Below are 26945 nucleotides of genomic sequence, written 5' to 3'. Positions count from 1 at the left end.
ACGTTCGTGGCCATGCAGCTTTCGGCGAACTCTCAGGAACCGTTCAGGAATCTCCAGAGCGCGTCACAGCAAGTGCTGTCATAGTTGAGTGAGCAACGTTCATGGGCACACCGATCTGGAAAGGACAGCACATGTCTGAGCAATACGGAGGCGCCGGGGACCCGCAGCGTCCACTGCCTCCCCGCCCGCCTGCCCCGCCTGCTTCCTCCGACGGCGTAACTGCGGCCGACGGCGAAGGGCAGACGCAGCAGGTCCCCGTCCAGCCGGAAGCCGGCGACCGGCACGCCCAGACGCCGCCGCCCTCCAATCAGCCGTTCTACGGCTCGACGCACCAGGACAGCGCTCCGGGCGTCGCGGCACCGCCGACCTACGGCCCCGCTTCGGGAAGCAGCAGCTATTCCGGCTCAGGCTACGGCCAGGCCCCCTACGGCCCGGATTACCGGCCCGCCGCTGCTCCGCCCGCCCGCAGATTTGGCACCGGAACGCTGGTGACCGGCATGCTGCTGGCCGGACTCCTGGGCGGCGGCACTGCAGTAGCCGCCAATTACTGGCTGGATGATGATTCGGCTCCCCAAAGCACCGGCCAGGCGCAGACCGTTGTCGTGAACAACGAAGACAGCGTCAATGCCGTCACGGCCGCCGCAGTGAAGGCTTCGCCCAGCGTCGTCACCATCGACGTGGCGGCCAGCGGCAGTTCCGGCACCGGGTCCGGGATCATCCTGGACGACGACGGACACATCCTGACCAACACCCACGTGGTCACCCTGGGCGGTACCGTCGCCGACCCGACCATCGAGGTCCAGGCGAACGACGGACGGGTCTTCACGGCGACCATCGTCGGGACCGATCCGGTTTCCGACCTGGCCGTCATCAAGGTCGACGCCGATGACATCACGCCCGCCACCCTGGGAAATTCGGACGATCTTAATGTCGGTGACACCGTCATCGCCATCGGTGCTCCGCTGGGTCTTGCCGGCACCGTCACCGACGGAATCGTCTCGACCCTGAACCGCACCATCAGCGTGCAGTCCTCGGCGGCTCCGGAATCGGAGTCCGACGGATCGGGCGAGGATGACGGCTTCGGCTTCCGCTTCGCTCCGCCGGACGGGTCCAGCCAGGAACAGAGTGCAGCGTCCAGCTCGATTTATCTGGACGTCATCCAGACCGATGCGGCCATCAACCACGGCAACTCCGGCGGCGCCCTGGTGAACACCGACGGCGACGTGATCGGCGTCAACGTGGCGATTGCCTCGGCCAGCGAGGAAAGCGGAAGCATCGGCGTCGGCTTTGCGGTTCCCATGAGCTACGCCGAGCGGGTGGCTGACGAGATCATCGAAACCGGGTCGGCAACCCACGGATTCCTTGGCGTGTCCGTAACCCCCGCGACAGCGTCCAGCTCCTCCACCTTCACCGTGGGTGCCGAGGTGGCAGAGAATCCGGCCGGCGGAACCCCGGCTGCCCGGGCAGGGCTGAAGCAGGGCGACGTCATCACTGCCGTGAACGGTATCCCCGTCACCGATGCGCAGTCCCTGACAGCCGCCATCCGGATGCAGGCGGCGGGCAGCAAAGTCACCGTTGACTACACCCGGGGCGGGGATACCGACAGCGTCGAGGTGACGCTGGGCGACTCCGCCGACCAGTAGGACAACGCCCGCCCCGGCGGCGTGCCAGGAACGCAGAAGGATCGCAGGGACTGCCTCCTCTCCCGGGAGGGGCAGTCCCTGCACTGTTTGCTGCCGGATGCCGGCACGGTGCGTCCGCGCAATGTGATTAGCTTGTTCAGTCGCCCTGCGCGGGTGGCCACGGACCCGGTGCAGCCGCGCCCGGGAAGATCTACAACGCCAGAAAGGCCCCGCATGCAGGAATCCAAGAGGCCGCTGAACATCGTCGTTTTGGTGAAGCACGTGCCCGATGCCCAGTTCGACAGGCATCTTTCCGGACCCGGCCACACCCTGGACCGATCCGACTCCATCCTGTCCGAACTCGATGAGTACGCCCTCGAGGCTGCCCTTCAGCTGGCCGAGGCCCGCGGGGGACAGGCTGCCGGGAACATGGTCACCGCCCTCACGATGGGCCCGGACGCGGCGGTCAACGCCGTGAAAAAGGCCCTGCAGATGGGCGTCTACCAGGGGGTGCACATTAACGACGCCGCCCTGCCCGGTTCCGATGCGGCAGCGACTTCCCTGGTGCTGGCCGCCGCGGTCCGGCATGCGGTCGGCGGCGGCTCCGGACTGCCCGACCTGGTGGTGGCCGGCATGTCCTCCACCGACGGTGAGACATCGCTGGTACCGGCGCAGCTGGCCGAACGCCTGCAGCTGGCCCAGATCACTTTCGCCTCCGAGCTGGAGGTGCACGACGACGACGGCGCCGTCGTCGTCCGCGCCCGGCGGGACGGTGACTCCTACTCCGAAACGCTGGAGGCGCCGCTGCCGGCCCTGGTCTCCGTTACCGACCAGGCCAATGACCCGCGCTACCCCAATTTCAAGGGCATCATGGCGGCCAAGAAGAAAACCGTCACGGTGCTGTCGCTCCAGGACCTGGGAATCGATCCCGCGCAGGTGGGACAGGACGGTTCGTGGACCACGGTTGCCGCTTCCGCTCCCCGTCCGCCGCGCTCGGCCGGCACCATCATTACCGACGACGGCACCGCCGGCGTGGCGCTGGTGGACTACCTTGCCGCCCAGAAACTGATCTGACAATCTTTCCACCGGCGCTGCTGCGGCCGCGCCCGAAGCACTAAGGAGAGCCTCCCATGGCCTCTGTCCTGGTCTTTATCGACGTCCCGGGCCTGCCGCTGCCGCGGGCAAGCCGAGAGCTGCTGACGATCGCCCGCGGCCTGGGGGAACCCGCAGTGGCGAGCCCGCGCGCCCTGGATGACGACGTGCTGCAGGCGCTGGGCGCTTACGGCGTCGGCGCCGTGTACGAGCCCGAGGGCGTGCTGCCCGATGTCCTGGTCGCCGCCAAGGCCGCGTTTCTGGCCGACGCCGTGCGCGCCGCCGAGCCGGCCGCAGTGCTGCTCGGCAACTCCTTCGAGGACCGGGAGGTGGCGGCCCGCGTTGGCGTGAAGCTGAATTCCGGCGTGATTACCGACGCGGTTGCCGTGGCACCGGACCTGTCGGTCACCAAATCGGTCCTGGCCGGTTCCTACACCTCCACGTGCCGCGTGCAGTCCGGCGTCCCGGTGATCACCGTCAAAGCCAACAGCGTGGAGCCGGCTCCCGCGGATGCGCCCGCCGCTCCGGAACGCCGCCGGCTGGCCGTGTCCCATGCCGGACCCGCTGCCCGGGTCACCGGACGCACCGAAAAGCGGGTCAGCGGACGCCCCGAGCTGTCCGAGGCCCGGGTCATTGTGGCCGGCGGCCGCGGGATGGACGGGAACTTCGGTCCGGTGGAGGAGCTCGCCGACGTGCTCGGCGGTGCCGTGGGTGCATCGCGCGCCGCCACCGACGCCGGCTGGATCGAGCACTCGGCGCAGGTCGGCCAGACCGGCAAGACGGTCTCGCCGCAGCTGTACATCTCCGCGGGGATTTCGGGGGCGATCCAGCAGAAGGCCGGCATGCAGACCGCAAAGGTGATCGTGGCGATTAACAAGGACCCGGACGCTCCGGTGTTCGAGATCGCGGACTTCGGCATTGTGGGAGATGTGTTCTCCGTGCTGCCGCAGGCCACCGAGGAAATTCAGAAGCGCAGGTCCTAGCGCCGTGGATTCCTCGTTGAACCCGTCACCGCAGCCGGTGTCCCCGTTCCCGGCCGGAGCGACCGTTCGGCGGGTGCTCGCTTTCGCCGCCCATCCTGACGACATTGACTTTGGTGCCGCCGGAACCGTGGCCGCCTGGACTGCGGCCGGCGCCGAAGTATCCTACTGCGTGATGACCTCCGGCGACGCCGGCGGGTTCGAAGCCGGCGACCGGGACGCCGTCTCCGAGCTGCGCCGACGCGAGCAGCGGGCAGCCGCCGAACTGGTGGGGGTCCTGGACCTCCACTTCCTGGGCGAGAAGGACGGCTTCCTGGCGGTCACGCCGGAAGTGGTGGAAAAAACCGTGGCCCTGATCCGGAGCATCCGCCCCGACGTCGTGCTTTCGATGCACCCGGAGAGGAACTGGGACCGGATCCAGGCCAGCCACCCGGACCACCTGGCGTGCGGGGAAATCGTGACCCGGGCGGTCTATCCCGCCGCGGAGAATCCGTTTGCCTTTCCGCACCTGGCCGAACAGGGCCTGGATGCCTACAAAGTGCCGTGGCTCTGGTTTTACGGAGCCCCGCGCGAGCGGGAAAACCACGCGGTGGACGTCAGCGCCACTGTGGAGGAAAAGCTCGCGGCCATCCGGATCCACGCCAGCCAGCACCCGGACATTGCCGGGATGGAGACTGCGGTGCGCGGAATGCTGCAGGAAAATGCCCGCCGCTTCGGACTAGCCGACGGGGCAAGCGCTGAAACATTCCACGCAGTGGGCGTCAACACGGACCGGACCATCGCCGGATTCTGACCGTCCGGAAGTACTGGAGTTCCCGGAGGGTCAACACATATTCCGGCTCCTTCCCCACCGGGCGGCCGGCGGATTCCGGCCATACCACCCGCCGCAGGGGTTGGCGCAGCGTCAAGGTCAAGCGGGATTTCAGGCGCTGAAGGGAATCACCAGGACGACGGGCAGGGTGGGCGTCGCCGATCCGCCGTCGGGCTCCACGGTGACGGCGACTGCACTGTACGGGTCGATGTCGGTGAGCTCAGTGGCCTTGGTGCCGGCGACTTCCTCGCCGGTCATCGTACCCACCGACACCGGCTCGGAGCCGTCCGCCGGAACACGCCACATCTGGTAGACCGATCCCTCAGGCGGCGCGGGAACCCCGCTCAGCGTCACAACGGCGGCATTCTCGCCCGCAGAGGTGGCCACCTCTGCGGTGCCGCCCGTGGGCAGGTCGATGGTGCGCTGCTGCACGTCCGAGGCCTGAAGGACTTCCTCCCGAACCGTATCCGGTCCGAGATTGCTGCCGATGGCCACACCGCCCACCACGATGGCCGCGGCCGCGGCGCCGGCGAGGATCCAGCGGCCGGCGGCGGACTTCAGCGGAGACCGGCGGCTGCGGCGGGCCGCAAGCTCGTCCTCCGGCCGCGGCGGATCGGCGGAGGCGTCCGGGGCGTCCCGGTTCGGCGGTGCGTCCTGCTGCGGCAGCCGGGACACAATCTTGGCAAAGAGGTCGGCCGGCGGCTGAGCCTCCGCCCGGTAACCTCCGGCGAGTGCTTCCCGCGTGCTCCAGACGCGTGTGAGGAACGCCTGGCGGACAGCGGAATCAGCCTGCTCGAGGGCATCGTCGACTGCCTGCTGCTCCTCCCGGGGGAGGGCATTCAGGGCATAAACTTCTGCCCACTCCAGCAGCCGTCCCTCGGACAGGTCCCGGTTCAGGGCGTCCGACGCGGCATCAAAGCTGTTGTCCGGCATCTGAATTCACCCCCAGGCATTTCTTGAGTCGGATCAGTCCGTCGCGGATCCGCGACTTGATCGTGGGCACGGCGGCCGACAGTTTTTCGGCGACCTCGCGGTACGTCAGCCCGCCGTAGTAGGCGAGCCGGACCGATTCCCGCTGGGTGTCCGTCAGCGAGTCCAGGCACCGGACCACGGCGTCGGCTTCGAGCTGCTGCGTGACGGTGTCAACCACGTTGTCATGGTCCGGTTCCTGCATGGCGGCGCCGAAGCGGGCCTCGCGGTTGGCGGAGCTTTGTTCGGAGCGGACCCGGTCCACAGCCCGGCGGTGGGCGAGGGTGAGCAGCCACGCCAGCGGCGAGCCGACGGCCGGATCGAAGCGGGCGGCGCTGGTCCAAACCTGCAGGTAGACCTCCTGCGTGGTGTCCTCGCTGAGCTCCGCGTCGATCAGCACCCGTCGGGCCAGGCCGTAAACCCGCCGTGAGGTCAGCGCGTAGAAGGCAGCAAAGTCATCTTGGCTGCCGCCGGCAATACCCGCCAAGAGTGCTGCCAGCGGGGCTTGCGAGCCGGCGTGGGATCCGGATTTCTCTGCGGCATCGGCGGCGCCCTCCGGTGTGGAGGCCTGCGCGGCGGAGGGCCGTCCCGTGTTGGACCTGTCCATAGGGTTCCAGCATAAGCGGCCGGCAGCCGCTGCGGGTGCGGGCACCTTAAGGAAGCCGCTGCCATCCGCGGCTTCCGCGCGAGCCGGAAGGTTTGCCACCGCCGCCTGTCCCTGTGCTTCCATACCCGGTATTCGGTGCGGCGGGGGAAAAGGATGGGCGGGCCCGGCCACCCGGGCCGGGCCCGCCCGGGTTAGGGACGGGTCGCGGACGCGATCAGCGTGTCGGCGTTCAGGTTGTATTCCTCGCCCAGCAGGTCCAGGAAGCTGTTCTTGACCCGGTCGGCGGCCTCGGGATCGGCGGGAAGGAGATACCGCAGTCCGCTGCCCAACACCAGGGACCAGGCCAGCGACGGGCTGAGCTGGACCTGCGCCGGGGTGGCGAGGACCTTAATGTCCTGCAGTCCGAGGCTTTCCAGCCAGGCGGTCAGTTTCTCCGGGGTATTCAGGCGCTCGGAGTTCTTCCGCGTCCTGGAGATGCCCTCGGCCGGGTCGGACGTCTCCTTGCGGCACGCCTGCAGCAGCAGCTCGGTGAACGACGTCAGCGAACCTTCAGCCCAGGTGCTGAGCGCGAGGCGTCCGCCGTGCCGCAGATTGGCAACCAGGTTCGCGGCCCCGGCATCCATGTCCGGCAGGAAGAAAACGGAGTAGGCGGACAGCACGACGTCGTACGCTTCGTCAGCGGTCCACTCAGAGACGTCGCCGATGTGCAGGGCGACGTTGTCCAGGGACAGGGTGGTGGCCTTCGCCTGGGCCAGGGCCAGCATCTCGGCCGAGAGGTCGACGCCGTCCACGCGGGCGCCGGGTCCCGCATACTGTGCTGCGGGGATGGTGGTGGCACCGGTTCCGCAGCCTGCATCCAGGATGCTGTCGCCCATGCCAACTGAGGCGGCAGCTACCAAGGCGTTGCCCATCGGGTTCCACAGCGAGGGGGCCAAGCGTTCAAAGTCGGCGGCGCCGTCGTCGAACGTTGTTCCAATGGAGGTCTCGGGCATGCGGAATCCTTAGATTTGTGCACCTGCGAAGCCGTGCTGGCGCCAGGCTTCGTAGACGGCAATGGAGGCAGAGTTGGCCAGGTTCAGGGAGCGCAGGGTCGGCAGCATGGGCAGGCGGACCCGGGCGGTGACGTGCGGGTCCGCCTTGACGTCGTCGGGCAGCCCCACGGATTCGCGGCCGAAAAGCAATACGTCACCGGGCTGATAGGCGATGTCAGTGTAGGACGTATCGCCGTCGGAAGTGAACGCGTAGACGCGTTCCGGAGCCAGCGCCTTCCAAGCGGCCTCAAGCGTGGGGTGCACGTGCAGGACGGCGAGGTCGTGGTAATCAAGGCCGGCGCGGCGCAGCTTGGAATCCTCCAGCTCGAAGCCCAGGGGCTCAACGAGGTGGAGTTCGGCGCCGGTGATCGCCGCGAGGCGGATTGCGTTTCCGGTATTGCCGGGAATTTCGGGGGTGTGGAAGAGGATGCGGAACACACCCCCATCCTATGCCGCCGACTACCGCACCGATGCATCGATTAGGCCGCCGAGCACTGGAAGCTGCACCACATTGGGCTGCGGCCCGTCGTTGAAGAACCGCCGGAGCTCCCGCTGCAGCGTTCCGGCGTTCGCCACATGAACCGTGGCTGGTGAACTGCGGCTGAGCGAGGGCGGATAGTCGATCACGGGTTCAAACGGATTGGCGTTGAAGCTGTGCAGCACCACCCAGCCGCTGACGTTGCACTCCGGGAAACGGTCCTGAAGGGTGCGCACGGCGTCAGGCAGCCGGCCGATGTTGACCTCGCGGCCGCCGTTGCGCAGGTGCCTGCCGTCCCAGTTGTAGTTGCCCGCCGAGGCCATCTGGGATTCCAGCACTGCCATCCGGTAGCCGCCCAGCAGGACATGCCCGACGTCGAGGTTCCCGCCGCGCGGCGAGCGGTCCGGCAGATGCAGTCCGTTGACGAGCCGGCCGGCCGGATAGTCCTCGAGCAGGCTGCGTTCCAGGAGCCCGATGGTGAGGTTCTCGCCGTCGTACCGGGCGGCCGCGCCGGACCCGAGCCGGGCGAAAAAGCCGGGACGCCGCGGCGAACCGTGGATCTGCTGGCCCGCCAGGGCCAGCGGCAGCACGGGCGGAGAGCCCGGGGAGAAATCGGGAACAAAGCGCGGGGGAGTGTCCAGGGCATCTTCGGCCGGGACGGCTCCGCCGCGCGGACCGGCGGTGCGCGTGCCGGCGCCGCGCGGAGCCGGAGCTGCGGACCCCGCTGCCGGGCCTCGGCCGAGACTCAGGTCGTATGCGGCCTTCTGCCGCGGATCGGACAGGACCTCGTAGGCCTGGGCAACGATGTGGAAAGTCTCGCTGCTGCCGCCCGAGTCCGGATGCGTGGCACGGGCCGCCTTCCGGTATGCCGTTTTGATCTGCTCTGTTGTGGCCGAGGGAGTAATACCCAAAACCTCATACAGCGTCCTGGGTGACGGACTCACAGCAGTTCCTCTCGTAGGGAAGGACAATTCTCGTTGGCAGTACAAGTGTTGCAGCGCCCGGTTGGAGCTCCACGATGTTGCAGCGCCATATGTCGCAGCTCCAAAATGTTGCAGCTCCGCAAAACACCACGGATCCGCAGCAGGTACAACGACGCAGCGGGGCGCTGCGTTTCCGCCGCTTTCCCGTGCAGTTTGTCCGCGCGGACGGCTTCTGATCAATTCTGGATGCGGAAGGATGATTCTAGCCGGATCCGCAAGAGTCCCTGCTGCAGCTGGCTTCGGAGCAGGCAACGATGCGTGGGCGCGCCGGGTCGCTGTTCTCGACCACCATGGAGGCCCGCAGCGCGGGCATTGAATCCGCGAAGTAGCGCCGCTGTCCGCCCACGTACCGGTGCATCGCCGGGTGGTCGGGGTCCGCCGGCGAGCCGTCGCGCACCGCCATCCGGGCCGCGCTCACCGCAAACGGCACGTCCAGGAACACCGAAAAGTCCCACTCCGCTGCCAGCTCGTCCCCGTGCAGGAACAACCCGTCCACCAGGACGACGGCGGCGGCTGCGGCAGGCACCGGCGGCGGAGACAGCACCGCGTCGGTCGCGAAGTCGTGCCCGGCCGGCCGGTAGGAGCCGCTGCCCCCGGGTCTCAGCGGATCGAGCACGTAGGCGCGGAACTGCTCCAGATCGTAGGAATCAAACCGGAATCCTTCCGCTGACCCGCGCCCCAGCCGGTAGCGCACAGCGCTGGGGAAATGGAAGTCATCCAGGGACACCCGCAGCACCGGGCGGTGGTGCGGGGCGGCCGTCAGCACTGCGGCCAGGGCATCGGCGAAGGTCGTCTTGCCGGAGCCGTCCACGCCGTCAACCGCCGCGAAAATACGCCGCTCGGGGTGCATGCCGGCCAACCGTGCGGCGAGGGCACTCAGGAGGCTCGACCGCCCGTCAGGTTCGGCGGCCGGCACGGGTTGGCGGACAGCGGCGGGTTCCGGCGGCGGCATCACAGGAGCAGTCTGCCATCCCCCACGGCGGTTCAGGGAAGGTCCGGAGGAAGAAACCGGGGAAGAATCGGCATCCACAGCGATCGCCGTTAGAATTGGGAGGTGCCCGTGTACCTAGATCACGCGGCGACCACGCCTATCTCGGCATCGGCCCTCGCCGCACTCACCTCAGAACTCAGCCGCAGCGGCAATCCGTCCTCGCTGCACGGCTCCGGCCGCCGCGCCCGGATGGTGGTGGAAGAATCCCGCGAGGCGCTGGCTGCGGCCGCGGGCTGCCACCCCTCGGAGATCATCTTCACCTCCGGCGGCACCGAAGCCGACAACCTGGCCGTGAAGGGCCTGTACTGGTCACGCCGGGATGCCGATCCGGCCCGCACCCGCATCCTCTGTTCGCCGATTGAGCACCATGCAGTCCAGGACACGGTCCAGTGGCTGGAAAAGCATGAGGGCGCCACGGTTGTTTGGCTGCCGGTGGACGGCGACGGCGTCGTGCCCCTTGACGCCATCCGCGCGGAACTGGAAGCGCATGCGGACACCACCGCGCTGCTGACCATCATGTGGGCCAACAACGAAGTGGGCACCGTCCAGGACATCCCTGCCATCACGGCGCTCGCCCATTCCTACGGCGTGCCCGTGCACACCGACGCGGTGCAGACCTTCGGCGCACTGCCGGTGAATTTTCGCACTTCCGGCGTGGACACGATGGCGATCAGCGGCCACAAGATTGGCGGGCCGGTGGGCATCGGCGCGCTTGTCGTCGGCCGGGCGGTCAAACTCACTCCGGTGATGCACGGCGGCGGCCAGGAACGGGACATCCGCTCGGGCACCCTCGATGCCCCCGGCATCGCGGCCTTCGCCGCCGCAGCCCGCGAGGTCACCGAGAACCTGCCGGCCGAATCGGCCCGGCTGCGGAGCCTGCGCGAGAAACTGATCACCGGCGTCGAGCGCGCCATCCCCGACGCGGTGCTCCGCGGCGCCCGCGACGCCGACGGCGAAGCGGGCTCGGCCGGCGGCAGCTACAGCAACGGCATGCCCCGCCGGCTGCCGGGCAACGCGCACTTCACCTTCCCCGGCTGCGAAGGAGATTCACTGCTGTTCCTGCTGGACCTGGCCGGAGTGGAATCCTCCACCGGCTCGGCCTGCACGGCAGGAGTGCCGCGGCCCTCCCACGTTTTGCTGGCCATGGGCCTGACCGAAACGCAGGCCCGCGGGGCGCAGCGTTTCAGCCTCGGGCATACAACCACCGCTACAGACGTTGACACATTATTGGCAGCCCTGCCCGAAGCCTACGAACGGGCGAAAAAGGCCGGCATGGCTTCCCACGTCAGCAGCATCCAAACAGCAGGAACAGGTTTTACTTCATGAAGGTTTTGGCAGCAATGAGCGGCGGAGTCGACTCCGCGGTAGCCGCAGCACGGGCAGTGGAAGCCGGGCACGACGTCGTCGGCGTCCACCTGGCGCTTTCACGCATGCCCGGAACGCTGCGCACCGGCAGCCGGGGCTGCTGCACCATTGAAGATTCCCGCGATGCCTGGCGGGCATGCGACATTCTGGGCATCCCGTACTACGTCTGGGACTTCTCGGAGCGGTTCAAGGAGGACGTGGTTGATGATTTCATCGCCGAATACGCCGCCGGCCGCACCCCGAACCCCTGCATGCGCTGCAACGAGCGGATCAAGTTCGCCGCGCTGCTGGAAAAGGCGCTCGCCCTCGGGTTCGACGCCGTCTGCACCGGCCACTACGCGAAGGTGCTCACCGACGCCGACGGAAACCCGGAGCTGCACCGCGCCGCGGATTGGGCCAAGGACCAGTCCTACGTCCTCGGCGTGCTGACCCATGAACAGCTCAAGCACTCCATGTTCCCGCTCGCGGACACCCCGTCCAAGGCCGAGGTGCGGGCCGAAGCCGAGCGGCGCGGCCTGTCCGTGGCGAACAAGCCCGACAGCCACGACATTTGCTTCATCCCCGACGGCGACACCCGCGGCTGGCTCGAAGAGCGCATCGACTTGTCCGAGGGCGACATCGTCGATGCTTCCGGCGAGAAGATCGGCACCCATCCCGGAGCCAACGCCTTCACCGTCGGCCAGCGTAAGGGCCTGAAGCTGGGCCGCCCGGCCGACGACGGCAAGCCCCGCTTCGTGCTCGAGATCCGGCCCAAGGAAAACAAGGTCATTGTCGGACCGGAGAAGCTGCTGAACATCGACCAGATGCGCGGCATCAAGATTTCCTGGGCCGGCCTGCCGATCCCCGAGATCGCTGCCCGCACCGAATTCGACTGCATGGTCCAGGTCCGGGCGCACGGCGACCCCGTGGCGGCCCGCGGCTGGATGGAGGACGTGGTTTCCGAAGAGGCGGACGGCGGCATCCGCGAAGAGCTGGTGGTCCGGCTGAACGAGCCGATGCGCGGCGTCGCCCCCGGCCAGTCCATGGTCGTTTACCAGGGGACGCGGGTGCTGGGGCAGGCCACGATCGACAAGGCCCGTTCGCTGGAATGGGATCCGGCGGCGGTCTCCTGACGCACTCGCGGGGCTGGTGACGCGCCGCCCGTCCCACCGGGCGGGCGGCGTAACGTGCGCTCTCCTGCCGGCGGCCGGACCCTAGACTGGACCCATGACTGATACTCCCGCAGACGAGTTTGATCCCACGGCCAGTTCCCTCTCCGGGAAAGTCTCCGATGACGTCATGCAGGAACTGCTGGCGGTGCGCAGCAGCATCGACAACATCGACGCCACGCTGGTCTACCTGCTGGCCGAACGGTTCAAGGCCACGCAGCGGGTGGGCTTCCTCAAGGCCGAACACCGCCTGCCGGCAGGGGACCCCGGCCGTGAAGCCGCGCAGATCACCCGGCTGCGCCGCCTCGCAGAGGACGCGCACCTGGACCCGGCGTTTGCCGAAAAGTTCCTGAATTTCATCATCAGCGAGGTCATTCGGCATCATCAGGCGATCTCCGACAACCACAACGGCGGCAACAGCAATGCAGCAGGACTCTAGAGCGCAGGCACCGGCCCGGCAGGCACCCGAGCAGTCATCCAAGCAGGCGGCTTCCACGACTGTCACGGCCACTGCCCTGGGATCCTGGCCCGGCACCGACCCGCTGGAGGCCACCCGGATTATCCGCGGCGAGCTCGGAGCCCCGCACCTGCCGTTCCTGGTGGAGCTGCCCGCGCGAGGCCCCGGCGCCGACGCGCTGGGCCGGACCGCTGCCCTGCTGGTGGACCTGGCAGTGGACGTCCAGCCGCACGGTTGGCGTCTGGTGCCCCGGCCCGGCAAGGACCACCGGCGGGCCGTTTCCCTGCTCGGCCAGGACCTCAACGCCCTGGCCGACGTCGTCGGCGGAGAGGACAGCCCCGCTCCTTCGCTGAAGATTTCCCTGCGCGGACCGCTGTCCCTGGCCGCGGGGCTCCATCTGCACAACGGCGAGCGGGCACTGTCCGACGCCGGCGCCCGGCGCGAGCTGCTGCAGTCGCTTACCGCCGGGGCGGCCGGCTTTGTCTCGCGTGCCCGTGAGGCTTCACCCGGCGCGGACATCATCGTTCAGCTCGACGAGCCGGAGATTGCCGATGTGCTGGGCGGAACCATTCCCACGGCCAGCGGCTACCGCACCCTGCGTTCGGTGTCCTCCACCGAAGTGTCGCAGGCCTGGCACCAGATCATCTCCGCCCTGTCCGACGCCGGAGCTGCCCAGACGGTGCTGAAGCTGCCGGAAGCTGCCCGTTCCGGAGCCCTGCGCGCCGGTGCGCAGTCACCGTTCGCACTGGCCCTCGGGGCCGGCGCGCACGGCGCGGCACTGCCGGCCGCCGGCCTGACCGGAGCCGACTGGGAAGCTCTGGCCGAGGCCGTGGAAGCCGGAAAAAGCATCTGGCTGGGCATCCTGCCGGTCCCGGCGAACACCGCGGACCCACGGCAGGTGACGGCACTGGTCGATGACGTGCTGCGGCCCTGGACCAAGATCGGCCTGGGTGCCGGGTCGCTGCCCGCGCTGCGCCTGACGCCGGCAGCTGACCTGGCGGACGCGTCGCCGTCGGTGGCCCGCAAGGTCCTGGCCCGGCTCACGCAGGCGGCCGAGGCCCTGACCCAGGTCGCTGCCGAAGGCTAAGCCGCGGGCCGGGCAGGCTCAGTGCCGCCGCTCCCAGCGGGCAGGAACGGCATCGGCGGGAAGCGTGCCGTTCCAGTCCCGGGGGCCGTACGTGAAGCTGCCGTCGTACACGAAGACCGTTCCCGCCTGCCGCTGCACTACGCGGGTGCTAATCCGGAAGGTTCCGGTGGCGGCGTCGTACCACTGCTCCACGTGCGCATCAGCGGCGGCGAAGGCCGGAAGCGGCAGCCGCAGCGGGCCCAGGAAGAGGCGGCTGCCGGGGGAGTCCATCAGCAGATGGCCCTCCTCGGTCACTGACAGCACCAGGTTAGTGGCGAGGTTCCGTTTCCGGCCCAGATAATCAGTCAGCTCACCGGGTCCGGTCAGGCTGGTGGTGTCCTCGAAAATCCGCTCTCCGCGGGGAAAGCGGAACGTCCGCACCGCCGTCAGGGAGGGGCGGCCCCACGGATCCAGGTGCGGATAATTGCGGATGCTGAACGGGATCTGTGTTCCGTAGTCGGGAAAGAACGCGTTCGACACCGGAATCAGCGCCAGCAGCGGGCGCAGCCAGGCGCGGGGACAGCCGGCGGTTTCGAAAACACCGGTGCCTTCGCCGCAGATCCCCGAGCCCGGGGTGCCGGAGAAGTATTCCTGCAGCTGCGGCTGCAGCCGCTCAAAGTCAGGTCCCAGGACCCGGCGGTAGATGGAATCCTCGCCGCTGGATGCGGGTGGCGGTGCCGGGAAGCTGTCCATGGTTCCTACAATCTGCCCGTGGCCTTGAGCCGGATGTAGAGGTCGGCGAGCTTGGGCGGCAGTTCATGAGGCGTCTCGTCAACGACTTCCGCGCCCATTGACCGCAGCTGTGCGGTTACCGCCGCCCGGTCCAGCAGGGCGCGTTCCGCCGCCGCCGCACGGAAGGTCTCGGTGGCGGTGGTGCGCTGCCGGCGCAGTTCCTCCAGCTCGGGGTCGCGCACCGAGGCAATCACCACCACGTGCTTGTCCAGCAGCTGCGGCAGCACCGGCAACAGGCCTTCTTCGATGGCGCCGGAGTCCAGTGCGGTGATGAGCACCACCAGGGAACGGCGGGTGGAAACCGACTGGACGGCTCCGGGCACCAGGGTGAAGTCGGCTTCGATTAGCTCGGCTTCCAGCGGTGCCACGGCCGTGACGAGCCGGTTCAGGAGATTGCCCCGGGCACCGGACTGCACGCGGGCGCGGATCCGCCGGTCGAAGGCCAGGAAGTCCACCCGGTCCGCTCCGCCGTGGGCCAGCATGGCCAGCAGCAGGGCGGCCTCGATCCCGGTGTCCAGGCGCGGCTCATCCGCTATCCGTGCCGCTGAAGTGCGGGACGTGTCCAGGAGCAGCACCACCCGCCGGTCGCGCTCCGGACGCCAGGTCCGCACCACGGTGTCCCGCCGGCGGGCGGTGGCGCGCCAGTCAATGGACCGGACGTCGTCGCCGCGCACGTAGTCGCGCAGCGAATCGAATTCCGTTCCGGCTCCCCGCAGCTGGACCGAGGCGTTGCCGTCCAGTTCCCGCAGCCGCCGCAGCTTTGACGGCAGGTGGCGCTTGGCATGGAAGGGCGGCAGCACCATCAGGACGGCCGGGCTCTGCAGCGTGCGCTGGCGTGCCGCCAGGCCGAGCGGACCGAAACTGCGGACCGTGACGCATTTGCTGTGCAGTTCGCCCCGCCGCTCCGGCATCAGCTGCACCTCGAACCTCCGGGCTTCTCCGGCCGGAATCCGCAGCCGCTGCACGGGGTTGCGGGCGCCGGCGGAGGGCTGCCAGCCGTCCCGAAAGCTGCCGCGCAGGGCGCGCCCGCCGGTGTTGCGGACGGTCAGCACCGCGGGGGCGGGCTCGGTCAGGCGCACCCCGGCCGGAACGGTGCGCGTCAGGGTCAGGGCGCGGGGCGAGGCGGCCGTTAGCAGGTCCGCGGCGACTGCAGCGGACAGGAGCAGCACCCACAGCCAGATTGCACCCGAGCCGGGAAACAGCAGGACCAGCACGGCACCTGCTGCGGCAAGGAGGACCAGCCGGCCGGAAATTGCCATCGCTTCCGCGTCCTAGCGGGGTACCGGGACGGTGGCCAGGATGCTGCCCAGCACGTCGTCCGCGTTCACGCCGTCCATCTGGGCTTCGGGGCGCAGCGAGACCCGGTGTCGCAGCGCGGGCAGTGTCAGCGCCTTGACGTCGTCCGGTGTCACAAACGCGCGGCCGGAGAGCCATGCCCAGGCGCGCGAGGTGTTGAGCAGCGCCGTCGCGCCGCGGGGAGAGACCCCGAGCTGGAACGACGGCGCCGCCCGGGTGGCGCGGACCAGGTCCACGATGTAGCCGAGGACCTCCGGGGACACTGCCACCCTGGACACTGCCTGCCGGGCCTTTTCAAGGTCAGCGGCGGTGGCCACGGCGCGGACTCCCGCTGCGGCCAGGTTCCGCGGATCGAATCCGCTGCTGTGCCGGCGGATGATTTCGATCTCCTCGTTGCGGCCGGGCAGATCCAGTGTGAGTTTCAACAGGAACCGGTCCAGCTGGGCTTCGGGCAGCGAATACGTTCCTTCGTATTCCACCGGGTTGGAGGTGGCAGCCACCATGAAGGGATCGGGCAGCAGCCGCGACACGCCGTCAACGGAAACCTGGCGTTCCTCCATGGCTTCCAGCAGCGAGGCCTGCGTCTTCGGAGGCGTGCGGTTGATTTCGTCGGCCAGCAGGATGTTGGTGAAAACCGGTCCCTCCCGGAAGGAGAACTCGGAGGTGCGTCCGTCATAGATCAGCGATCCGGTGACGTCTCCGGGCATCAGGTCGGGGGTGAACTGCACGCGCTTGGTATCCAGGTCCAGGGCCGCAGAGAGGCTCCGCACCAGCAGCGTCTTGGCGACGCCGGGAACACCCTCGAGCAGGACATGACCCCGCACCAGCAGCGCAATGATCAGCCCGGTCACGGCAGCGTCCTGTCCAACCACGGCCTTGGCGACCTCCAGCCGGACATTGAGCAGCGCCTGGCGGACAGGGTCTGCCCGGCCCTGTCCGCCAAGGCCGGCAGGGTTCGGCGCGCCGGCAGGAACGGGGACGAAGGGGTCCGCGGACTCCGCCGGGGGCGGAACCGGGCCGGGTGCTGCCTGTGGCTGGTACTGCTGGCTCATGATGCGGTGACCTCTTCCTCTAGGGCTTGCAAATCCTGGGACCATTGCACGAGTTCCGCATCGCCGCCAGGCAGCGGGCGGTTCAGCAACCGGTCGACGTCGTCCACCGAACGGCCGGTGGCGTGCGCTGCCGCCCGCACCACCATGTCGGCGGTGCTCTGCGGGCCCAGCCGCAGGCGGGCAGCAAGGCGCGTCAGTGCCGCGGCACGAAGCGTCGCCGCCGCACGGTCCGAGGCCCGTCCGTCCTGGTAAAGCCGGGCACGGCCTTCAGCTGTCTCTGCGGACCGTACCACCACCGGCAGCGGTTCTGCGGCCAGCGGTCCCAGGCGGCGTCCGCGCCAGAACATCGCCAGGCCGGCCACCACCAGCAGCCACAGCAGCAGCGGATTCACCCACTCGGGCAACAGGGCCCGCGGATCGACGGGCAAATCAGGGGCGGATATGTCTGCAGCCGTCGGCTGGTACCAGACGAGTGTGCCGGTGGAACCCAGCGTGCGCAGCGTTAGTGCGGCGTTGCCGCGGCTCGCGAGCGTCTCATTGGCGAGCACTGCGGCGTTGCCCAGAACGACGACGGCGCCGTCGTCGTCAGCGGCGTAGGCACCGCCGGAGTCGGGGCCTCCCGGGGCAGGAAAGCAGACAACCGGCGCCCGGTAGGCAAGGCCGCCGGCATCGATGCTCTCCGCGGCCGCGGCGTCGGGCACATCGCAGTCAGCGCTGAGGGCGGAGTCGCCGCTGTTTTCAGGAAGCAGGCCGGCGGAGCGGATGCCCGGGGCCAACGCGCCCAGCTGTTCAAAGGAGGGCTCCACCAGAACCTGCCGCTTGGCTATCCCGTCCAGCTCGGCCAGCTGGTCCGCGTTAAGAAAGTTGTCGGGATCGATGAGCAACAGCGTGGTGTCTGAGCGCTTGTCCCGGAGGAGTGCCTGTGCCTCGTCAAGGGACCCGGGGCGGAGGACTTCCACCCCCTGCTCGTCCAGGATCCGGGCTGCGGCCATGGCCCCGTCCGGGGCGGCACTTGCGGGGGAGAGTGCTGTCTCGTCGGTTTCCGAGCCGGCCAGGACACCCAGGATGACAACCAGGCACAGCACCAGGGCCAGGATGATCCACAGCCGCCAGGCGCGCAGGCGCGCCCGCAGCCCGCCCCGGATGCCGGACGGAGCTGCGGCCTGCGGCGGAGTTGCTGAGGCTGTTCCGGAAGCGGTCACCGCGGCACCGCCAGTGCTGCGGGAAGTGTGGCCGGAGTGCGGGGAGCAGAGCCTTCCAACAGCCGGTCCAGGGCTGCGGCCTGCTCGGAATCGGCGGCAGTGGCGCGAAGATGCCCGTACCGGACCTCGTCAAACCGCCGTGCCAGCCATCGGATGTCGGGAGCCGCCGCCGGGAAGGCAAGGGCGAGCTCGTGCCCTGCCTCCGCCGCGGTGCGGCCGGCCCGCGGCTCAAGGATGACGCGTTCTTCAGCAGACCGGATCACGGCGCGCAGCCGTTCAGCCAGCGCCGTGTCCCACTCGCCGCGGGCGGCGGCCTCCTCTGACAGCCTGCGGTGGTCCACCGCGACCCGGGTTTCCTCGGCATCGAAGAGTTCCCTGCGGCTGCGGGCGTTCAAGCGCGGGCGCACCAGCACAATGGCCACGGCCAGCACCGCGGCCGCGCCGACGGCCAGCAGCAACACACCGAGAGAGGGGTCAACACCGGTGATGCCGTCGAGGAGATCGGAGAAGAACTCCCGCACCCATTGCCAGAACCGGTCGAGCAGGCTCGGCTTGGCCTCCTGATAGACGGACCGGGAGAGTTCCTGCTCGGCCCAATCGCGCCCCTGCAGATCATCCGGAAGAACCGGAACATCTGCCGTCGGGTGCGCGGACAGCAGGGGCGTCACAACCCGGCGCTCCGGTTCCGGCCGGGCACCAGATCCGCACCGGCGGTGCCGACCAGTTCCTGGTCTTTCATCAGCGTGATGTCGAAGCCCTCGCGGCGGATGCGCAGGTCAACGTACAGGAGCGAGGTGACGGCCGCTTGGAAGGCATATCCGATGGCACCGAAAAAAGCGGTGACGGCCAGATTGACGGCAACCAGTGCCGCCGTAGCCTCCGGCCCGGGTTCACCGCCGCTGCCAAACGCGCCAATGAGACTCAAAAGAAAGACGATCGGGGTGCTGATCACCGAGGAAACAATGCTCACCAGCAGGGCGGTCAGCGCCAGGATGCCGAAGCTGCGCCAGAAATTGCGTCGCGTCAGCTGCCAGGAACGGCCCAGCGATGCGAAGACTCCGGCGGGTTCCAGGACCAGGGCCGCCGGAGCCAGGGAAAGCTTCACGCCCAGCCAGACAGCGACGGCGACCAGGGCCAGGATGCCGAGGATGAGCACGGGGATGCCAGCCGGTCCCAGCGCTGCCAGGATCGCGGCAAGACCGACGGAGAAGGCCACTGCACCGACAATCATCATCAGCAGCAGCAGGGCCCCCAGTCCGGCCAGCGGCAGGAGCCGTTTGCGGCTGAGCTTCCAGGTCTGGGCGAAGCCCGTTTTGAGGTTCAGGATGGACCGCGCCACGGGTATGACGAGCACTCCCTGCAAGAGCAGGACCCCGGCAACCGAGGCTATGAGCAGAAGGGTTCCCGAGGTCAGCGTCGAGCCAATTGTTCCCTGGGCGGCGTCAAAATCCGCGCTGAAGGCGTCCGGGGACAGGAGCCCGCGGGCCAACAGCAGCGTCAGGAGGGAGATTACGGCCTGAATGAGCAGTGCCGTGCCGAAGGTTGCCGCGGCGTTCCGGCGGCAGGCCTGGAAGGCGCCGTCCAGCAGCTCGCCCAAACCCAGCGGCCGCAGCGGAATGACGCCGGGCTTTGGCGGAGGCGACCAGCCGCCTTGCTGGGGAAAGCCGGGGGAACCCCAGGGCTGGGCGGGCTGGCCGGGTTGGCCGGGTTGGCCGGGTTGGCCGGGTTGGCCCGGCTGAGGAAACCCCGGAGCGGCCCACTGCTGGCCCCGCTGCTCCCAGGGGTTTCGGGGTGCTGCGGGGTGGCCCCACGGCTGGGACGACGGCGGGGGCACCGGCTGCTGCGGATTCGGCTGGCCGTAAGGGGGCTGCAGCGGGCCGGGAGAGGCTTCGGGAGAGGCTCCGGGAGGCGGCGGCGGACCGGTGCCTGCGTTCCGTCCGTCACTGGCAGCCTCGCCGCCACCTTGGTCGGCTGCGGCGTCGCGGCTGCCCTCGCCGTCGGCCTGCTCCGGCCGGGAGCCGTAAGGCTCATCCCGCTCCTGCGGGGATTTGCCGTTGTGATTGTCCTGACCCAAGGTATGCCCCTAAAAGAGTTGTTTGCCCTGCTCCGACTATAGTTCCAGACGTCGCCCGGCGTCCCGCGGGGAAAGCACCGGAAACTCTGTCCTCTAGGATGGGAGGGTTATCGTCGGCTGTTGCCGTGTCTCAGGACATTCCGGACGCCTCGCATCCTCAACAGCTGGCAGGAAGCCCGGCGGAGTACCCGGGCAGCCGGAAGCCGGCAGGACAGGCACCGCAACGAAGAACCGCTTGAGCAGTCAACTGGGAACAGGGAGTTATGAAGGCACGCATATTGGTCGTGGACGACGACGAAGCACTGGCCGAGATGATCGGCATTGTGCTCCGCAACGACGGGTTCGACCCTGTCTTCTGCGCTGACGGTTCCAAGGCACTGGAGATCTTCCGCAATACCAAGCCCGACCTAATCCTGTTGGACCTCATGCTGCCCGGAATCGACGGGATCGAGGTGTGCCGGCAAATCCGCGGCGAGTCCGATGTTCCCATTGTCATGCTGACGGCAAAGTCCGACACCTCCGACGTCGTGCGCGGGCTGGAATCCGGAGCCGACGACTACGTCCCCAAGCCGTTCAAGCCCGCTGAGCTCGTGGCGCGGGTGCGCGCCCGGCTGCGTCCCGGCGACACCAAGTCTCCTGAGACCCTCAGCATTGGGGAAGTCTCCATCGACGTCGCCGGACATGTGGTCTCGCGCGGTGCCGATACCATCTCGCTGACCCCGCTGGAATTTGACCTGCTGGTGGCCCTGGCACGCAAACCCTGGCAGGTGTTCACCCGGGAAATGCTGCTGGAGCAGGTGTGGGGCTACCGCCATGCGGCGGATACCCGGCTGGTCAATGTCCATGTGCAGCGGCTCCGTTCCAAGATCGAGCGCGACCCCGAAGCACCCGAAATAGTTCTGACGGTGCGCGGTGTCGGTTACAAAGCGGGCCAGAGCTAGGCGCTCGCGGACTTCGGCCCTGACGGCCGAAGTCCTGCCTGCAACGGTGCGGACGCTCAAGCGGTTCCGCGACACCCTGCGCAGGGCAACATTTCAGCGGATCGCCCGCCGGTGGCGGCGGTCCCTGCTGTTCAAGACGGTGGTCTCCACGCTGCTGCTGGTCACGCTGGCCTGTGCCGGCGTTGGCGCGTTCTTATCCCACCAGATCGCGGACGCCCTTTACGAGGAGCGTCTGAGCCAGTTCCAGTCCGAGGCCACCGCCGGACTCAACTCGGCGAAGGAAAACTTCCGCACCACGGCGGCAACGGACCGTGAAGGAACCGAGCGGCTGGTCTCGAATACCCTTTCGCTGCTGGAAGGGCAGGGCGCCGACGCACGCCGGCTGTACCTGCTCACTCCTCCCATGCCGGACCAGGAACAGAACCTGTTTGTCTCCCAGACCCTGGGCGAGGGCATCACTGCCGGCAGCATTCCTTCCGTCCTGAGCGAATCCGTCCGGAGCATCGACGTGAACAGCGACCAGGACACCATCCACTGGTCCCCGCTGGCCCTGGCCCACGGCGAACCGGGACTGGCATTCGGCACCAAGGTCACGCTGCCGCCGGACAGCGCCGAATATGCGCTCTACCTCATCTATGACCTGTCCTCCATGCAGCAGACCCTGGACGACATCCACCGCATCCTGTGGATCGCCGGCGGGCTGCTGATGGTGATCATCGGCACCATCGCGTGGATCGTCGCGAAGGCCGGTGTCGGCGCTGTCAGCGATGCCGCAGCGGTTTCCGAGAAGCTGGCTGCCGGCGAGCTCCAGGAACGCATGGTGGTCAAGGGCGAGGACGACGTCGCACGCCTGGCGGCCTCCTTCAACCACATGGCGGCCACGCTGCAGGACCAGATCACCCAGCTTGCCCAGCTCTCACGCATGCAGCAGGTCTTCGTCTCCGACGTCTCCCACGAACTGCGCACCCCGCTGACCACCGTCCGCATGGCAGCCGAGGTGCTCTACGACGCCCGCGACGGGTTCGACCCGATCAGCCGCCGCTCCACGGAGCTGCTGTACCACCAGGTCGAGCGCTTCCAGGCCCTGCTGGCTGACCTGCTGGAAATCTCGAGGTTCGACGCCGGTGCGGCCACCCCCGATCTGGAACCCACCGACATCTTCGCCGTGGTCCGCGAGGTCATCGAAGCCACGGAACCGCTGGCCCTGAACATCGGTTCCACGGTCACCATCGTCTCGAAGGAAACCAGCTGCATGGTTGACGCGGACCCGCGGCGCATCGAGCGGATCCTTCGGAACCTTGTCGTTAATGCGCTGGAGCACGGGGAAGGCGAGCCGATAGAGATTGCCATCGGATCCAACATGGACGCCGTCGCAGTGGCCGTGCGGGATCACGGGATCGGCATGACCGAGGAGGAAGCGTCCCGCGTGTTTGACCGCTTCTGGCGAGCCGACCCGGCCCGGGCGCGAACCACCGGAGGCAGTGGTCTCGGGCTGTCGATCGCCGTCGAGGATGCGCTGCTGCACGGCGGCCTGCTCCAGGTCTGGGGGCGCCCGGGGGACGGCGCCTGCTTCCGGCTCACGCTGCCGCGCCGGCATGGGGTACCGTTCACGGATTCGCCCGTTCCTCTGTCCCCGTACGACGGCGCACCGGGTACCCGGGCATTGGCCGCCCCGGCACCACCACCAGTTGAGGAGAAGACCGATGCCAGCTAGCACGCACTCCGCCGCTGCGCGTCCGTTCTCCCGGCTGATTGTTATGGTTGCCGCTGTGCTGCTGGTGCTTTCCGGCTGTTCCTCCATTCCCACGACAGGTCCGGTGGGCACGGCGTCCGCCGACAGTGACGGAAACCTGGTCGTGGACAGCTTTGCCGTCGCGCCGCCCGGCCCCAGCGAAGACGGGGGAGAAACGCCGGGGGAGATACTGCAGGGATTCATCACAGCGGGGACGGGTGCCGCCGACGATTACAGCGTGGCGCGGGAATTCCTGACGGACTCCGCAGCCGAAACCTGGATTCCCACCGACCGCGTGCTGATCTACGGCGCCGATCCGAACATCGTGCCGTCCCCCGAGGGGGACACCTATTCCATCCAGCTCGAAGTGGTTGGTTCGGTTGATAACCGCGGGATCCGTACGGACCGGGCCTCGGGCACCACCGAAACGCTGACCGCCAACCTGGAACAGGTGGACGGGCAGTGGCGAATCAGTGCCGTGCCCAACGGCATCATCGTCTCCGAGGTCAGTTTTTCGCTGCTGTTCCTCTCCCACAACCTCTACTTCTACTCGAGCGGCTTCGACTTCTGGGTTCCCGACACCCGCTGGTTCGCGCAGAAATCCGGGCTCGTGGCCAACGTGGTCAAAGCCATGCTCGAGGGACCGGCACCGTATCTGCAGGGAGCCGTGAGCAGTGCCTTTCCGGCCGGCACCGCACTGGCCCGGGATGCCGTGCCGGTGGTGTCCGGAGCCGCGACAGTCGATCTGTCCGCCGACGTCCTGCAGGATTCCAGTGACCTGAACCGGCAGCAAATGGCGCTGCAGCTGCATCAGAACCTGGTCAACCTCAACAACGTGAACTCGGTGAACATGACCGTCAACCAGCGTTCCGTGGATCTGGGGAAGGAAAGCAGCGCCCTCGTTGAGGCGGTGGCAGACCCCGAGGTGGGCGGGACGCAGATCGGCGCCTATCAGAACGAACTGGCCTACATTAAGGACGGACAGCCGCAACCGATCGAGGGGATTCCCAGCGTTGCCGAGCACGCGCCCCGGGACCCTGCCCTCTCACTGGACCTGGCGACCATCGCCTTCCTGAACGGAAACCGATCGTCCCTGTTCATGACCGGACCGAACCAGGAAGTCCGCAGAGTTGTGGAGGGCAGCTTGCTGACGGCCCCCAGCATTGATCCGGGGAAGTGGACGTGGACGGCTTCCCAAGCCGGCGGCGGCGCCACCATCTTGGCCCTGCCCCCGGGCGGCGGAGCCGAGGACATCCTGTCCCTGCCCGTCCCGTGGCTGGCCGAGGTCAACGTTTCCGAGCTGCGGATCTCCCGCGACGGGTCACGCGCCCTGCTGGTCACCAGCCACGGCGGCAGCAGCCAGGTGTTGGTGGCCGGTGTCGTGCGGGACGCCGCCGGCGTCCCGCGCACCTTGACGACCCCGCTGGAGCTGGCCGTCACGGGTGATCCGGGCTCCGGCATCCCGGAGACCCTTCCGGTGGACCGGGCCAAGTGGGTCACCGAAGACTCCATCGTCGTCGTCCAGACTTCGCAGGATGATCGGGTCACCCCGATCATCCTGGGGTTGGGTGCCAGGCCCGAGCCCCTGGCCGGACTTGCCGGCATTACCGGCCTGAGTGCCGGAAAGGGCGGGCAGGACATCTATGTCCAGACGCCCTCGGCGATGTTCAAGCGGATGGGCAACAGTTGGTATCAGGTCAGCGAGGGGCTGACCGATCCGGCGTTCCCCGGGTAGCACTACTCCTGGATTCGTCCTCCACTTCTCCTTGGCTTCTCCTGCACTCCTCCTGCACCGCGGAGGCGCGGCGGATGTGCCGGGAAATTTGTCCACTGCCGGTCCGGATCCGCAGCCTGTGCGCCGGACGTTGGACATGCTGTCCGTATGCGCATGGTGGATCTCTCAGCGTCCGGACTGGGCAGGGCCGCGGACCGCTGCCGTTTGCAGCCCGTGCCCGCCGCCATGGGCGCAGCGGTGGCGGAGTTGGCAGCGGCGCTGCTGCCGACGTCATGCGTGGTCTGCGGCGCGGCGGACTCTTCGCTGTGCCCCAGGTGCCGGCGGGCGGTCCGGCGCAGCGGCACCCATCCCTGGTATGCCCAAGATGCCGCCGAGCTGCTCCCCGGTGCCGAAACGGACGGTGATTCGTCGGCGGACAGCGTGCTGCCGGTGCTGGCTGCCGGGCGGTACGCCGGCAGCCTCGCGCGAGTCGTCCTCGCCTATAAAAACCACGGGCACACTGACCTGGCCGCTGTCCTGCGTCCGATGCTGGCAGGCGTGCTTCATCAGGCCGCCGCCGACGCCGGACGCCGCGGCCTCGTCCTGGTTCCGGTCCCGGGCACTCGGCGTGCGCTGCAGCGGCGGGGCTACAGCCCGCTGGGGTTGCTCCTTGGCTCTCTTCAGGCCAGTGGTCTCCTTCCGGCGCAGACCACTGTGAAGCCGATTGTCCGGCTGTCAGGTGCGGGGCTGCGGAGTCGCCTGCATCCCGAAGCTTTGAGCGCCGCAGTTTCCGGGCGGGCCTCCAGCAGCCAGAAGAACCTCGGGCGGAGAGGGCGCCGGACCAATGTTTACGGAACTATGACGGCCGGGAATCCGGGCTCACTGGCCGGGATCCGCACCCTCGTGGTCGATGACGTGCTGACCACCGGCTCCACTATCGCCGAGGCCGCCCGCGCGCTGAGGGCGGCCGGAGCAAGGGTTGAAGGGGCCGCGGTGATAGCTGCAACAGCGGCTCCGGCAAGTGACGCAAATAACACCAAAGGAGGAGCCTAGTCCAAGCCGAACAGGTCAGGTAATCGGAATGTCCGAAGGTGAATAACGCTGTTGGGTGATCTAACGTGTTGGTATGGACAGCTTCAAGAAGAGGAGCTTTCCTGCGGCAGCGGTCGCAGAGGTTTTGGCAGCGGCCGTTGCTGTGTCACCGAAATCTATTGGAGGGCACCATGGAATTCATGATCAGCGGACGCAACGTTGCAGTATCCGACCGGTTCCGGGAGTATGCCGAGGAACGAATCGCCAAGGTGGAGAACCTTGGGAACAAGGTCCAGCGTGTAGACGCACGAATCACCAAGCAGCCCAACGTCCGTGAGGCCGACAGCTCTCTTACCGTGGAACTTACCGTTATCGGCAGAGGTCCGGTGGTACGGGCTGAAGCCACGTCCGGCGACAAGTTTGCAGCCTTTGATCTGGCCTACGCCAAACTCATTGAGCGCCTGCGCCGGGCAAGCGACCGCCGGAAAGTCCACCACGGCCGGCACACCCCGGTCGCCGTGCGGGTTGCTACCGCAGACCTGGATACGGTCAGCAGCGACGAACCCCTGTACGTGCAGATGGAGAACGCAGCAGCTGCGGCCGAATCGACGGTCGACGAATCCGATACCGCAGAACCCACAGATGACAGCCCAGTCCTGATCCGGCGCAAGGTTTTCCCGGGTGCCCCCATGAGCCTTGACGCCGCCGTGGACAACATGGAGTTGGTCGGCCACGACTTCTACCTGTTTGTGGATTCTGCTACCGGAGCCCCCTCCGTTGTCTACCGGCGGCGGGGCTGGACCTACGGTGTCATCACCTTGGACTCCCGCTGTGCCGAAGGCACCGAAGACCTGCGGGATGAAACGCGGGCCTACCGGCCTTCGGAAGGGGCAGCAAAGATCGCGTAGGTTCTCTCGTGGACTGCGGAGGTAGCCTGCACCGGCTGTGAACCGGTGCGAATAGGGACCGGTCAGCAGGCATCACGAGCGAAACCGTTGAGGTTATTGTGGAAGGCCTCCGGGCAGGGAAGAACTTGTTAGAAGTTCACCCGCCCGGGGGCCTTTCTGGTTTTCGGCTGCGGCACCTTCACCTCAGTGCGAAACCAGTCTCTTAGGGGCGGCGCCGCACTGGTTCCCACTCTCTGTTGCCCCTGTTGCCTGGTGGAGTCACGCCAGCCCCGGAGCGGAACATTGCGGGGGAACCTGTGCGACTGCCGGCCAGTAGTGCGATGGGGTCGACTGCGCGCAGGGTGCAGGAGCCGTGACCGACAGATGCAGTCGTGCTACATGCACAGGTATCGGCTGTGGTGCGTGGGTAGTCCATCGAAAAAGACAGGTATTTGTGGGTCCCCAAATCGTCCTGTTTGGGGGCGTTTTGGCCTGTTTTGGGATCCTTTTGGACTTTCTTAGAACCCGAAATGTCAGTGCCGGGTGAAAGTCTTTAGTCATGGATCAGAACGGATCTTCGACCGGGACTCCCGGCACCGGTGATGAGACTGCAGCTTGCAGCC

At 67.9% G+C, this 26945-nt stretch carries 25 protein-coding genes; 13 read left to right on the top strand and 12 right to left on the bottom strand.

From position 1 onward, the window contains the following. Window positions 1-131: 131 nt before the first annotated feature. The 4 genes from QNO00_RS04705 to QNO00_RS04690 all read left to right on the top strand — a co-directional run bounded on the left by QNO00_RS04705 (window position 132) and on the right by QNO00_RS04690 (window position 4487). Complete coding sequence (locus QNO00_RS04705; RefSeq protein WP_284023791.1) at window positions 132-1643, top strand: S1C family serine protease; 1512 nt, start codon at window positions 132-134, stop codon at window positions 1641-1643. Window positions 1644-1856: 213 nt separating this feature from the next. Continuing rightward, window positions 1857-2696 (top strand): electron transfer flavoprotein subunit beta/FixA family protein, encoded by an 840-nt coding sequence (locus QNO00_RS04700; RefSeq protein WP_284023790.1) that lies wholly within the window; start codon window positions 1857-1859, stop codon window positions 2694-2696. Between the two features lie 56 nt (window positions 2697-2752). Further along, on the top strand, window positions 2753-3697 hold the full coding sequence (locus QNO00_RS04695) for an electron transfer flavoprotein subunit alpha/FixB family protein (RefSeq protein WP_229965076.1): 945 nt from the start codon (window positions 2753-2755) through the stop codon (window positions 3695-3697). Window positions 3698-3701: 4 nt separating this feature from the next. Further along, window positions 3702-4487: a PIG-L deacetylase family protein gene (locus QNO00_RS04690; RefSeq protein ID WP_284023789.1), complete on the top strand. Its 786-nt coding sequence runs from the start codon at window positions 3702-3704 to the stop codon at window positions 4485-4487. A gap of 129 nt (window positions 4488-4616) precedes the next feature. Here the strand turns inward: QNO00_RS04690 and QNO00_RS04685 are convergent, their stop codons facing one another. The 6 genes from QNO00_RS04685 to QNO00_RS04660 form a co-directional block, all read right to left on the bottom strand. After that, window positions 4617-5438, bottom strand: a complete 822-nt coding sequence (locus tag QNO00_RS04685) for an anti-sigma factor (RefSeq protein WP_284023788.1) — start codon at window positions 5436-5438, stop codon at window positions 4617-4619. Next, on the bottom strand, window positions 5419-6081 hold the full coding sequence (gene sigK, locus QNO00_RS04680) for an ECF RNA polymerase sigma factor SigK (RefSeq protein WP_284023787.1): 663 nt from the start codon (window positions 6079-6081) through the stop codon (window positions 5419-5421). The genes QNO00_RS04685 and sigK overlap by 20 nt, the downstream gene beginning before the upstream one ends. Before the next feature lie 191 nt (window positions 6082-6272). Next, entirely contained in the window at window positions 6273-7073 is an 801-nt protein-coding gene (locus QNO00_RS04675) for a class I SAM-dependent methyltransferase (RefSeq protein ID WP_284023785.1), read from the bottom strand. Between the two features lie 9 nt (window positions 7074-7082). Continuing rightward, window positions 7083-7550 carry a tRNA (cytidine(34)-2'-O)-methyltransferase gene (locus tag QNO00_RS04670; protein ID WP_229965081.1) on the bottom strand — a complete coding sequence of 156 codons (468 nt, stop codon included), beginning with the start codon at window positions 7548-7550 and terminating at the stop codon, window positions 7083-7085. Window positions 7551-7571: 21 nt separating this feature from the next. Continuing rightward, complete coding sequence (locus QNO00_RS04665; RefSeq protein WP_284023784.1) at window positions 7572-8534, bottom strand: J domain-containing protein; 963 nt, start codon at window positions 8532-8534, stop codon at window positions 7572-7574. 241 nt (window positions 8535-8775) lie between these two features. After that, window positions 8776-9525 carry a nucleoside/nucleotide kinase family protein gene (locus QNO00_RS04660; protein WP_284023794.1) on the bottom strand — a complete coding sequence of 250 codons (750 nt, stop codon included), beginning with the start codon at window positions 9523-9525 and terminating at the stop codon, window positions 8776-8778. 102 nt (window positions 9526-9627) lie between these two features. On the opposite strand from QNO00_RS04660, the gene QNO00_RS04655 reads away from it, so the two are divergent. From QNO00_RS04655 to QNO00_RS04640, 4 genes are all read left to right on the top strand, one after another. Then, window positions 9628-10890: a cysteine desulfurase family protein gene (locus QNO00_RS04655; protein ID WP_284023783.1), complete on the top strand. Its 1263-nt coding sequence runs from the start codon at window positions 9628-9630 to the stop codon at window positions 10888-10890. Next, window positions 10887-12041: a tRNA 2-thiouridine(34) synthase MnmA gene (gene mnmA, locus QNO00_RS04650; protein ID WP_229965084.1), complete on the top strand. Its 1155-nt coding sequence runs from the start codon at window positions 10887-10889 to the stop codon at window positions 12039-12041. Before QNO00_RS04655 ends, mnmA begins: the two co-directional genes overlap by 4 nt. Before the next feature lie 94 nt (window positions 12042-12135). Then, entirely contained in the window at window positions 12136-12516 is a 381-nt protein-coding gene (locus tag QNO00_RS04645) for a chorismate mutase (protein ID WP_229965085.1), read from the top strand. Beyond that, on the top strand, window positions 12500-13621 hold the full coding sequence (locus QNO00_RS04640) for a uroporphyrinogen decarboxylase/cobalamine-independent methonine synthase family protein (protein ID WP_284023782.1): 1122 nt from the start codon (window positions 12500-12502) through the stop codon (window positions 13619-13621). The genes QNO00_RS04645 and QNO00_RS04640 overlap by 17 nt, the downstream gene beginning before the upstream one ends. 18 nt (window positions 13622-13639) lie before the next feature. On the opposite strand, the gene QNO00_RS04635 is transcribed toward QNO00_RS04640, so the two are convergent. The 6 genes from QNO00_RS04635 to QNO00_RS04610 are packed head-to-tail and all read right to left on the bottom strand — an operon-like array spanning window position 13640 to window position 20016. Beyond that, window positions 13640-14353, bottom strand: coding sequence for a DUF4166 domain-containing protein (locus tag QNO00_RS04635; RefSeq protein ID WP_284023781.1), 714 nt, complete (start codon window positions 14351-14353; stop codon window positions 13640-13642). Window positions 14354-14358: 5 nt separating this feature from the next. Beyond that, window positions 14359-15651: a DUF58 domain-containing protein gene (locus QNO00_RS04630; RefSeq protein ID WP_284023780.1), complete on the bottom strand. Its 1293-nt coding sequence runs from the start codon at window positions 15649-15651 to the stop codon at window positions 14359-14361. 12 nt (window positions 15652-15663) lie between these two features. Then, window positions 15664-16740: an AAA family ATPase gene (locus QNO00_RS04625; RefSeq protein ID WP_284023779.1), complete on the bottom strand. Its 1077-nt coding sequence runs from the start codon at window positions 16738-16740 to the stop codon at window positions 15664-15666. Then, window positions 16737-17942 (bottom strand): DUF4350 domain-containing protein, encoded by a 1206-nt coding sequence (locus QNO00_RS04620; protein WP_284023778.1) that lies wholly within the window; start codon window positions 17940-17942, stop codon window positions 16737-16739. The genes QNO00_RS04625 and QNO00_RS04620 overlap by 4 nt, the downstream gene beginning before the upstream one ends. Further along, window positions 17939-18610, bottom strand: coding sequence for a DUF4129 domain-containing protein (locus QNO00_RS04615; protein WP_284023777.1), 672 nt, complete (start codon window positions 18608-18610; stop codon window positions 17939-17941). The genes QNO00_RS04620 and QNO00_RS04615 overlap by 4 nt, the downstream gene beginning before the upstream one ends. Beyond that, a complete protein-coding gene (locus QNO00_RS04610) occupies window positions 18607-20016 on the bottom strand; it encodes a DUF7847 domain-containing protein (RefSeq protein ID WP_284023776.1) in 1410 nt (469 codons plus the stop codon). Before QNO00_RS04610 ends, QNO00_RS04615 begins: the two co-directional genes overlap by 4 nt. Window positions 20017-20279: 263 nt before the next feature. Between QNO00_RS04610 and mtrA the strand changes: the two genes are divergently transcribed. From mtrA to hpf, 5 genes are all read left to right on the top strand, one after another. After that, entirely contained in the window at window positions 20280-20957 is a 678-nt protein-coding gene (gene mtrA / locus QNO00_RS04605) for an MtrAB system response regulator MtrA (protein ID WP_229965093.1), read from the top strand. Continuing rightward, window positions 20929-22671 carry an MtrAB system histidine kinase MtrB gene (mtrB, locus tag QNO00_RS04600; RefSeq protein ID WP_284023775.1) on the top strand — a complete coding sequence of 581 codons (1743 nt, stop codon included), beginning with the start codon at window positions 20929-20931 and terminating at the stop codon, window positions 22669-22671. Before mtrA ends, mtrB begins: the two co-directional genes overlap by 29 nt. Further along, the gene (locus QNO00_RS04595; protein WP_284023774.1) at window positions 22661-24424 is read left to right on the top strand and encodes an LpqB family beta-propeller domain-containing protein; all 1764 of its coding nucleotides are present in this window, start codon (window positions 22661-22663) and stop codon (window positions 24422-24424) included. Before mtrB ends, QNO00_RS04595 begins: the two co-directional genes overlap by 11 nt. Before the next feature lie 147 nt (window positions 24425-24571). Further along, entirely contained in the window at window positions 24572-25456 is an 885-nt protein-coding gene (locus QNO00_RS04590) for a ComF family protein (RefSeq protein WP_284023773.1), read from the top strand. Window positions 25457-25626: 170 nt separating this feature from the next. Next, window positions 25627-26343 carry a ribosome hibernation-promoting factor, HPF/YfiA family gene (gene hpf, locus QNO00_RS04585; protein ID WP_229965097.1) on the top strand — a complete coding sequence of 239 codons (717 nt, stop codon included), beginning with the start codon at window positions 25627-25629 and terminating at the stop codon, window positions 26341-26343. Window positions 26344-26945 lie beyond the last annotated feature (602 nt).

The sequence above is a fragment of the Arthrobacter sp. zg-Y1219 genome (assembly GCF_030125545.1).
Lineage (GTDB): Bacteria > Actinomycetota > Actinomycetes > Actinomycetales > Micrococcaceae > Arthrobacter_B.
This window is presented reverse-complemented; position numbering and strand designations above follow the sequence as displayed.

Coding starts and splice junctions, on each gene's coding strand:
- QNO00_RS04705 (WP_284023791.1), top strand. CDS start 132: ATGTCTGAGCAATACGGAGGCGCCGGGGACCCGCAGCGTCCACTGCCT.
- QNO00_RS04700 (WP_284023790.1), top strand. CDS start 1,857: ATGCAGGAATCCAAGAGGCCGCTGAACATCGTCGTTTTGGTGAAGCAC.
- QNO00_RS04695 (WP_229965076.1), top strand. CDS start 2,753: ATGGCCTCTGTCCTGGTCTTTATCGACGTCCCGGGCCTGCCGCTGCCG.
- QNO00_RS04685 (WP_284023788.1), bottom strand. CDS start 5,438: ATGCCGGACAACAGCTTTGATGCCGCGTCGGACGCCCTGAACCGGGAC.
- sigK (WP_284023787.1), bottom strand. CDS start 6,081: ATGGACAGGTCCAACACGGGACGGCCCTCCGCCGCGCAGGCCTCCACA.
- QNO00_RS04675 (WP_284023785.1), bottom strand. CDS start 7,073: ATGCCCGAGACCTCCATTGGAACAACGTTCGACGACGGCGCCGCCGAC.
- QNO00_RS04660 (WP_284023794.1), bottom strand. CDS start 9,525: ATGCCGCCGCCGGAACCCGCCGCTGTCCGCCAACCCGTGCCGGCCGCC.
- mnmA (WP_229965084.1), top strand. CDS start 10,887: ATGAAGGTTTTGGCAGCAATGAGCGGCGGAGTCGACTCCGCGGTAGCC.
- QNO00_RS04645 (WP_229965085.1), top strand. CDS start 12,136: ATGACTGATACTCCCGCAGACGAGTTTGATCCCACGGCCAGTTCCCTC.
- QNO00_RS04640 (WP_284023782.1), top strand. CDS start 12,500: ATGCAGCAGGACTCTAGAGCGCAGGCACCGGCCCGGCAGGCACCCGAG.
- QNO00_RS04635 (WP_284023781.1), bottom strand. CDS start 14,353: ATGGACAGCTTCCCGGCACCGCCACCCGCATCCAGCGGCGAGGATTCC.
- QNO00_RS04630 (WP_284023780.1), bottom strand. CDS start 15,651: ATGGCAATTTCCGGCCGGCTGGTCCTCCTTGCCGCAGCAGGTGCCGTG.
- QNO00_RS04625 (WP_284023779.1), bottom strand. CDS start 16,740: ATGAGCCAGCAGTACCAGCCACAGGCAGCACCCGGCCCGGTTCCGCCC.
- mtrA (WP_229965093.1), top strand. CDS start 20,280: ATGAAGGCACGCATATTGGTCGTGGACGACGACGAAGCACTGGCCGAG.
- QNO00_RS04595 (WP_284023774.1), top strand. CDS start 22,661: ATGCCAGCTAGCACGCACTCCGCCGCTGCGCGTCCGTTCTCCCGGCTG.
- QNO00_RS04590 (WP_284023773.1), top strand. CDS start 24,572: ATGCGCATGGTGGATCTCTCAGCGTCCGGACTGGGCAGGGCCGCGGAC.
- hpf (WP_229965097.1), top strand. CDS start 25,627: ATGGAATTCATGATCAGCGGACGCAACGTTGCAGTATCCGACCGGTTC.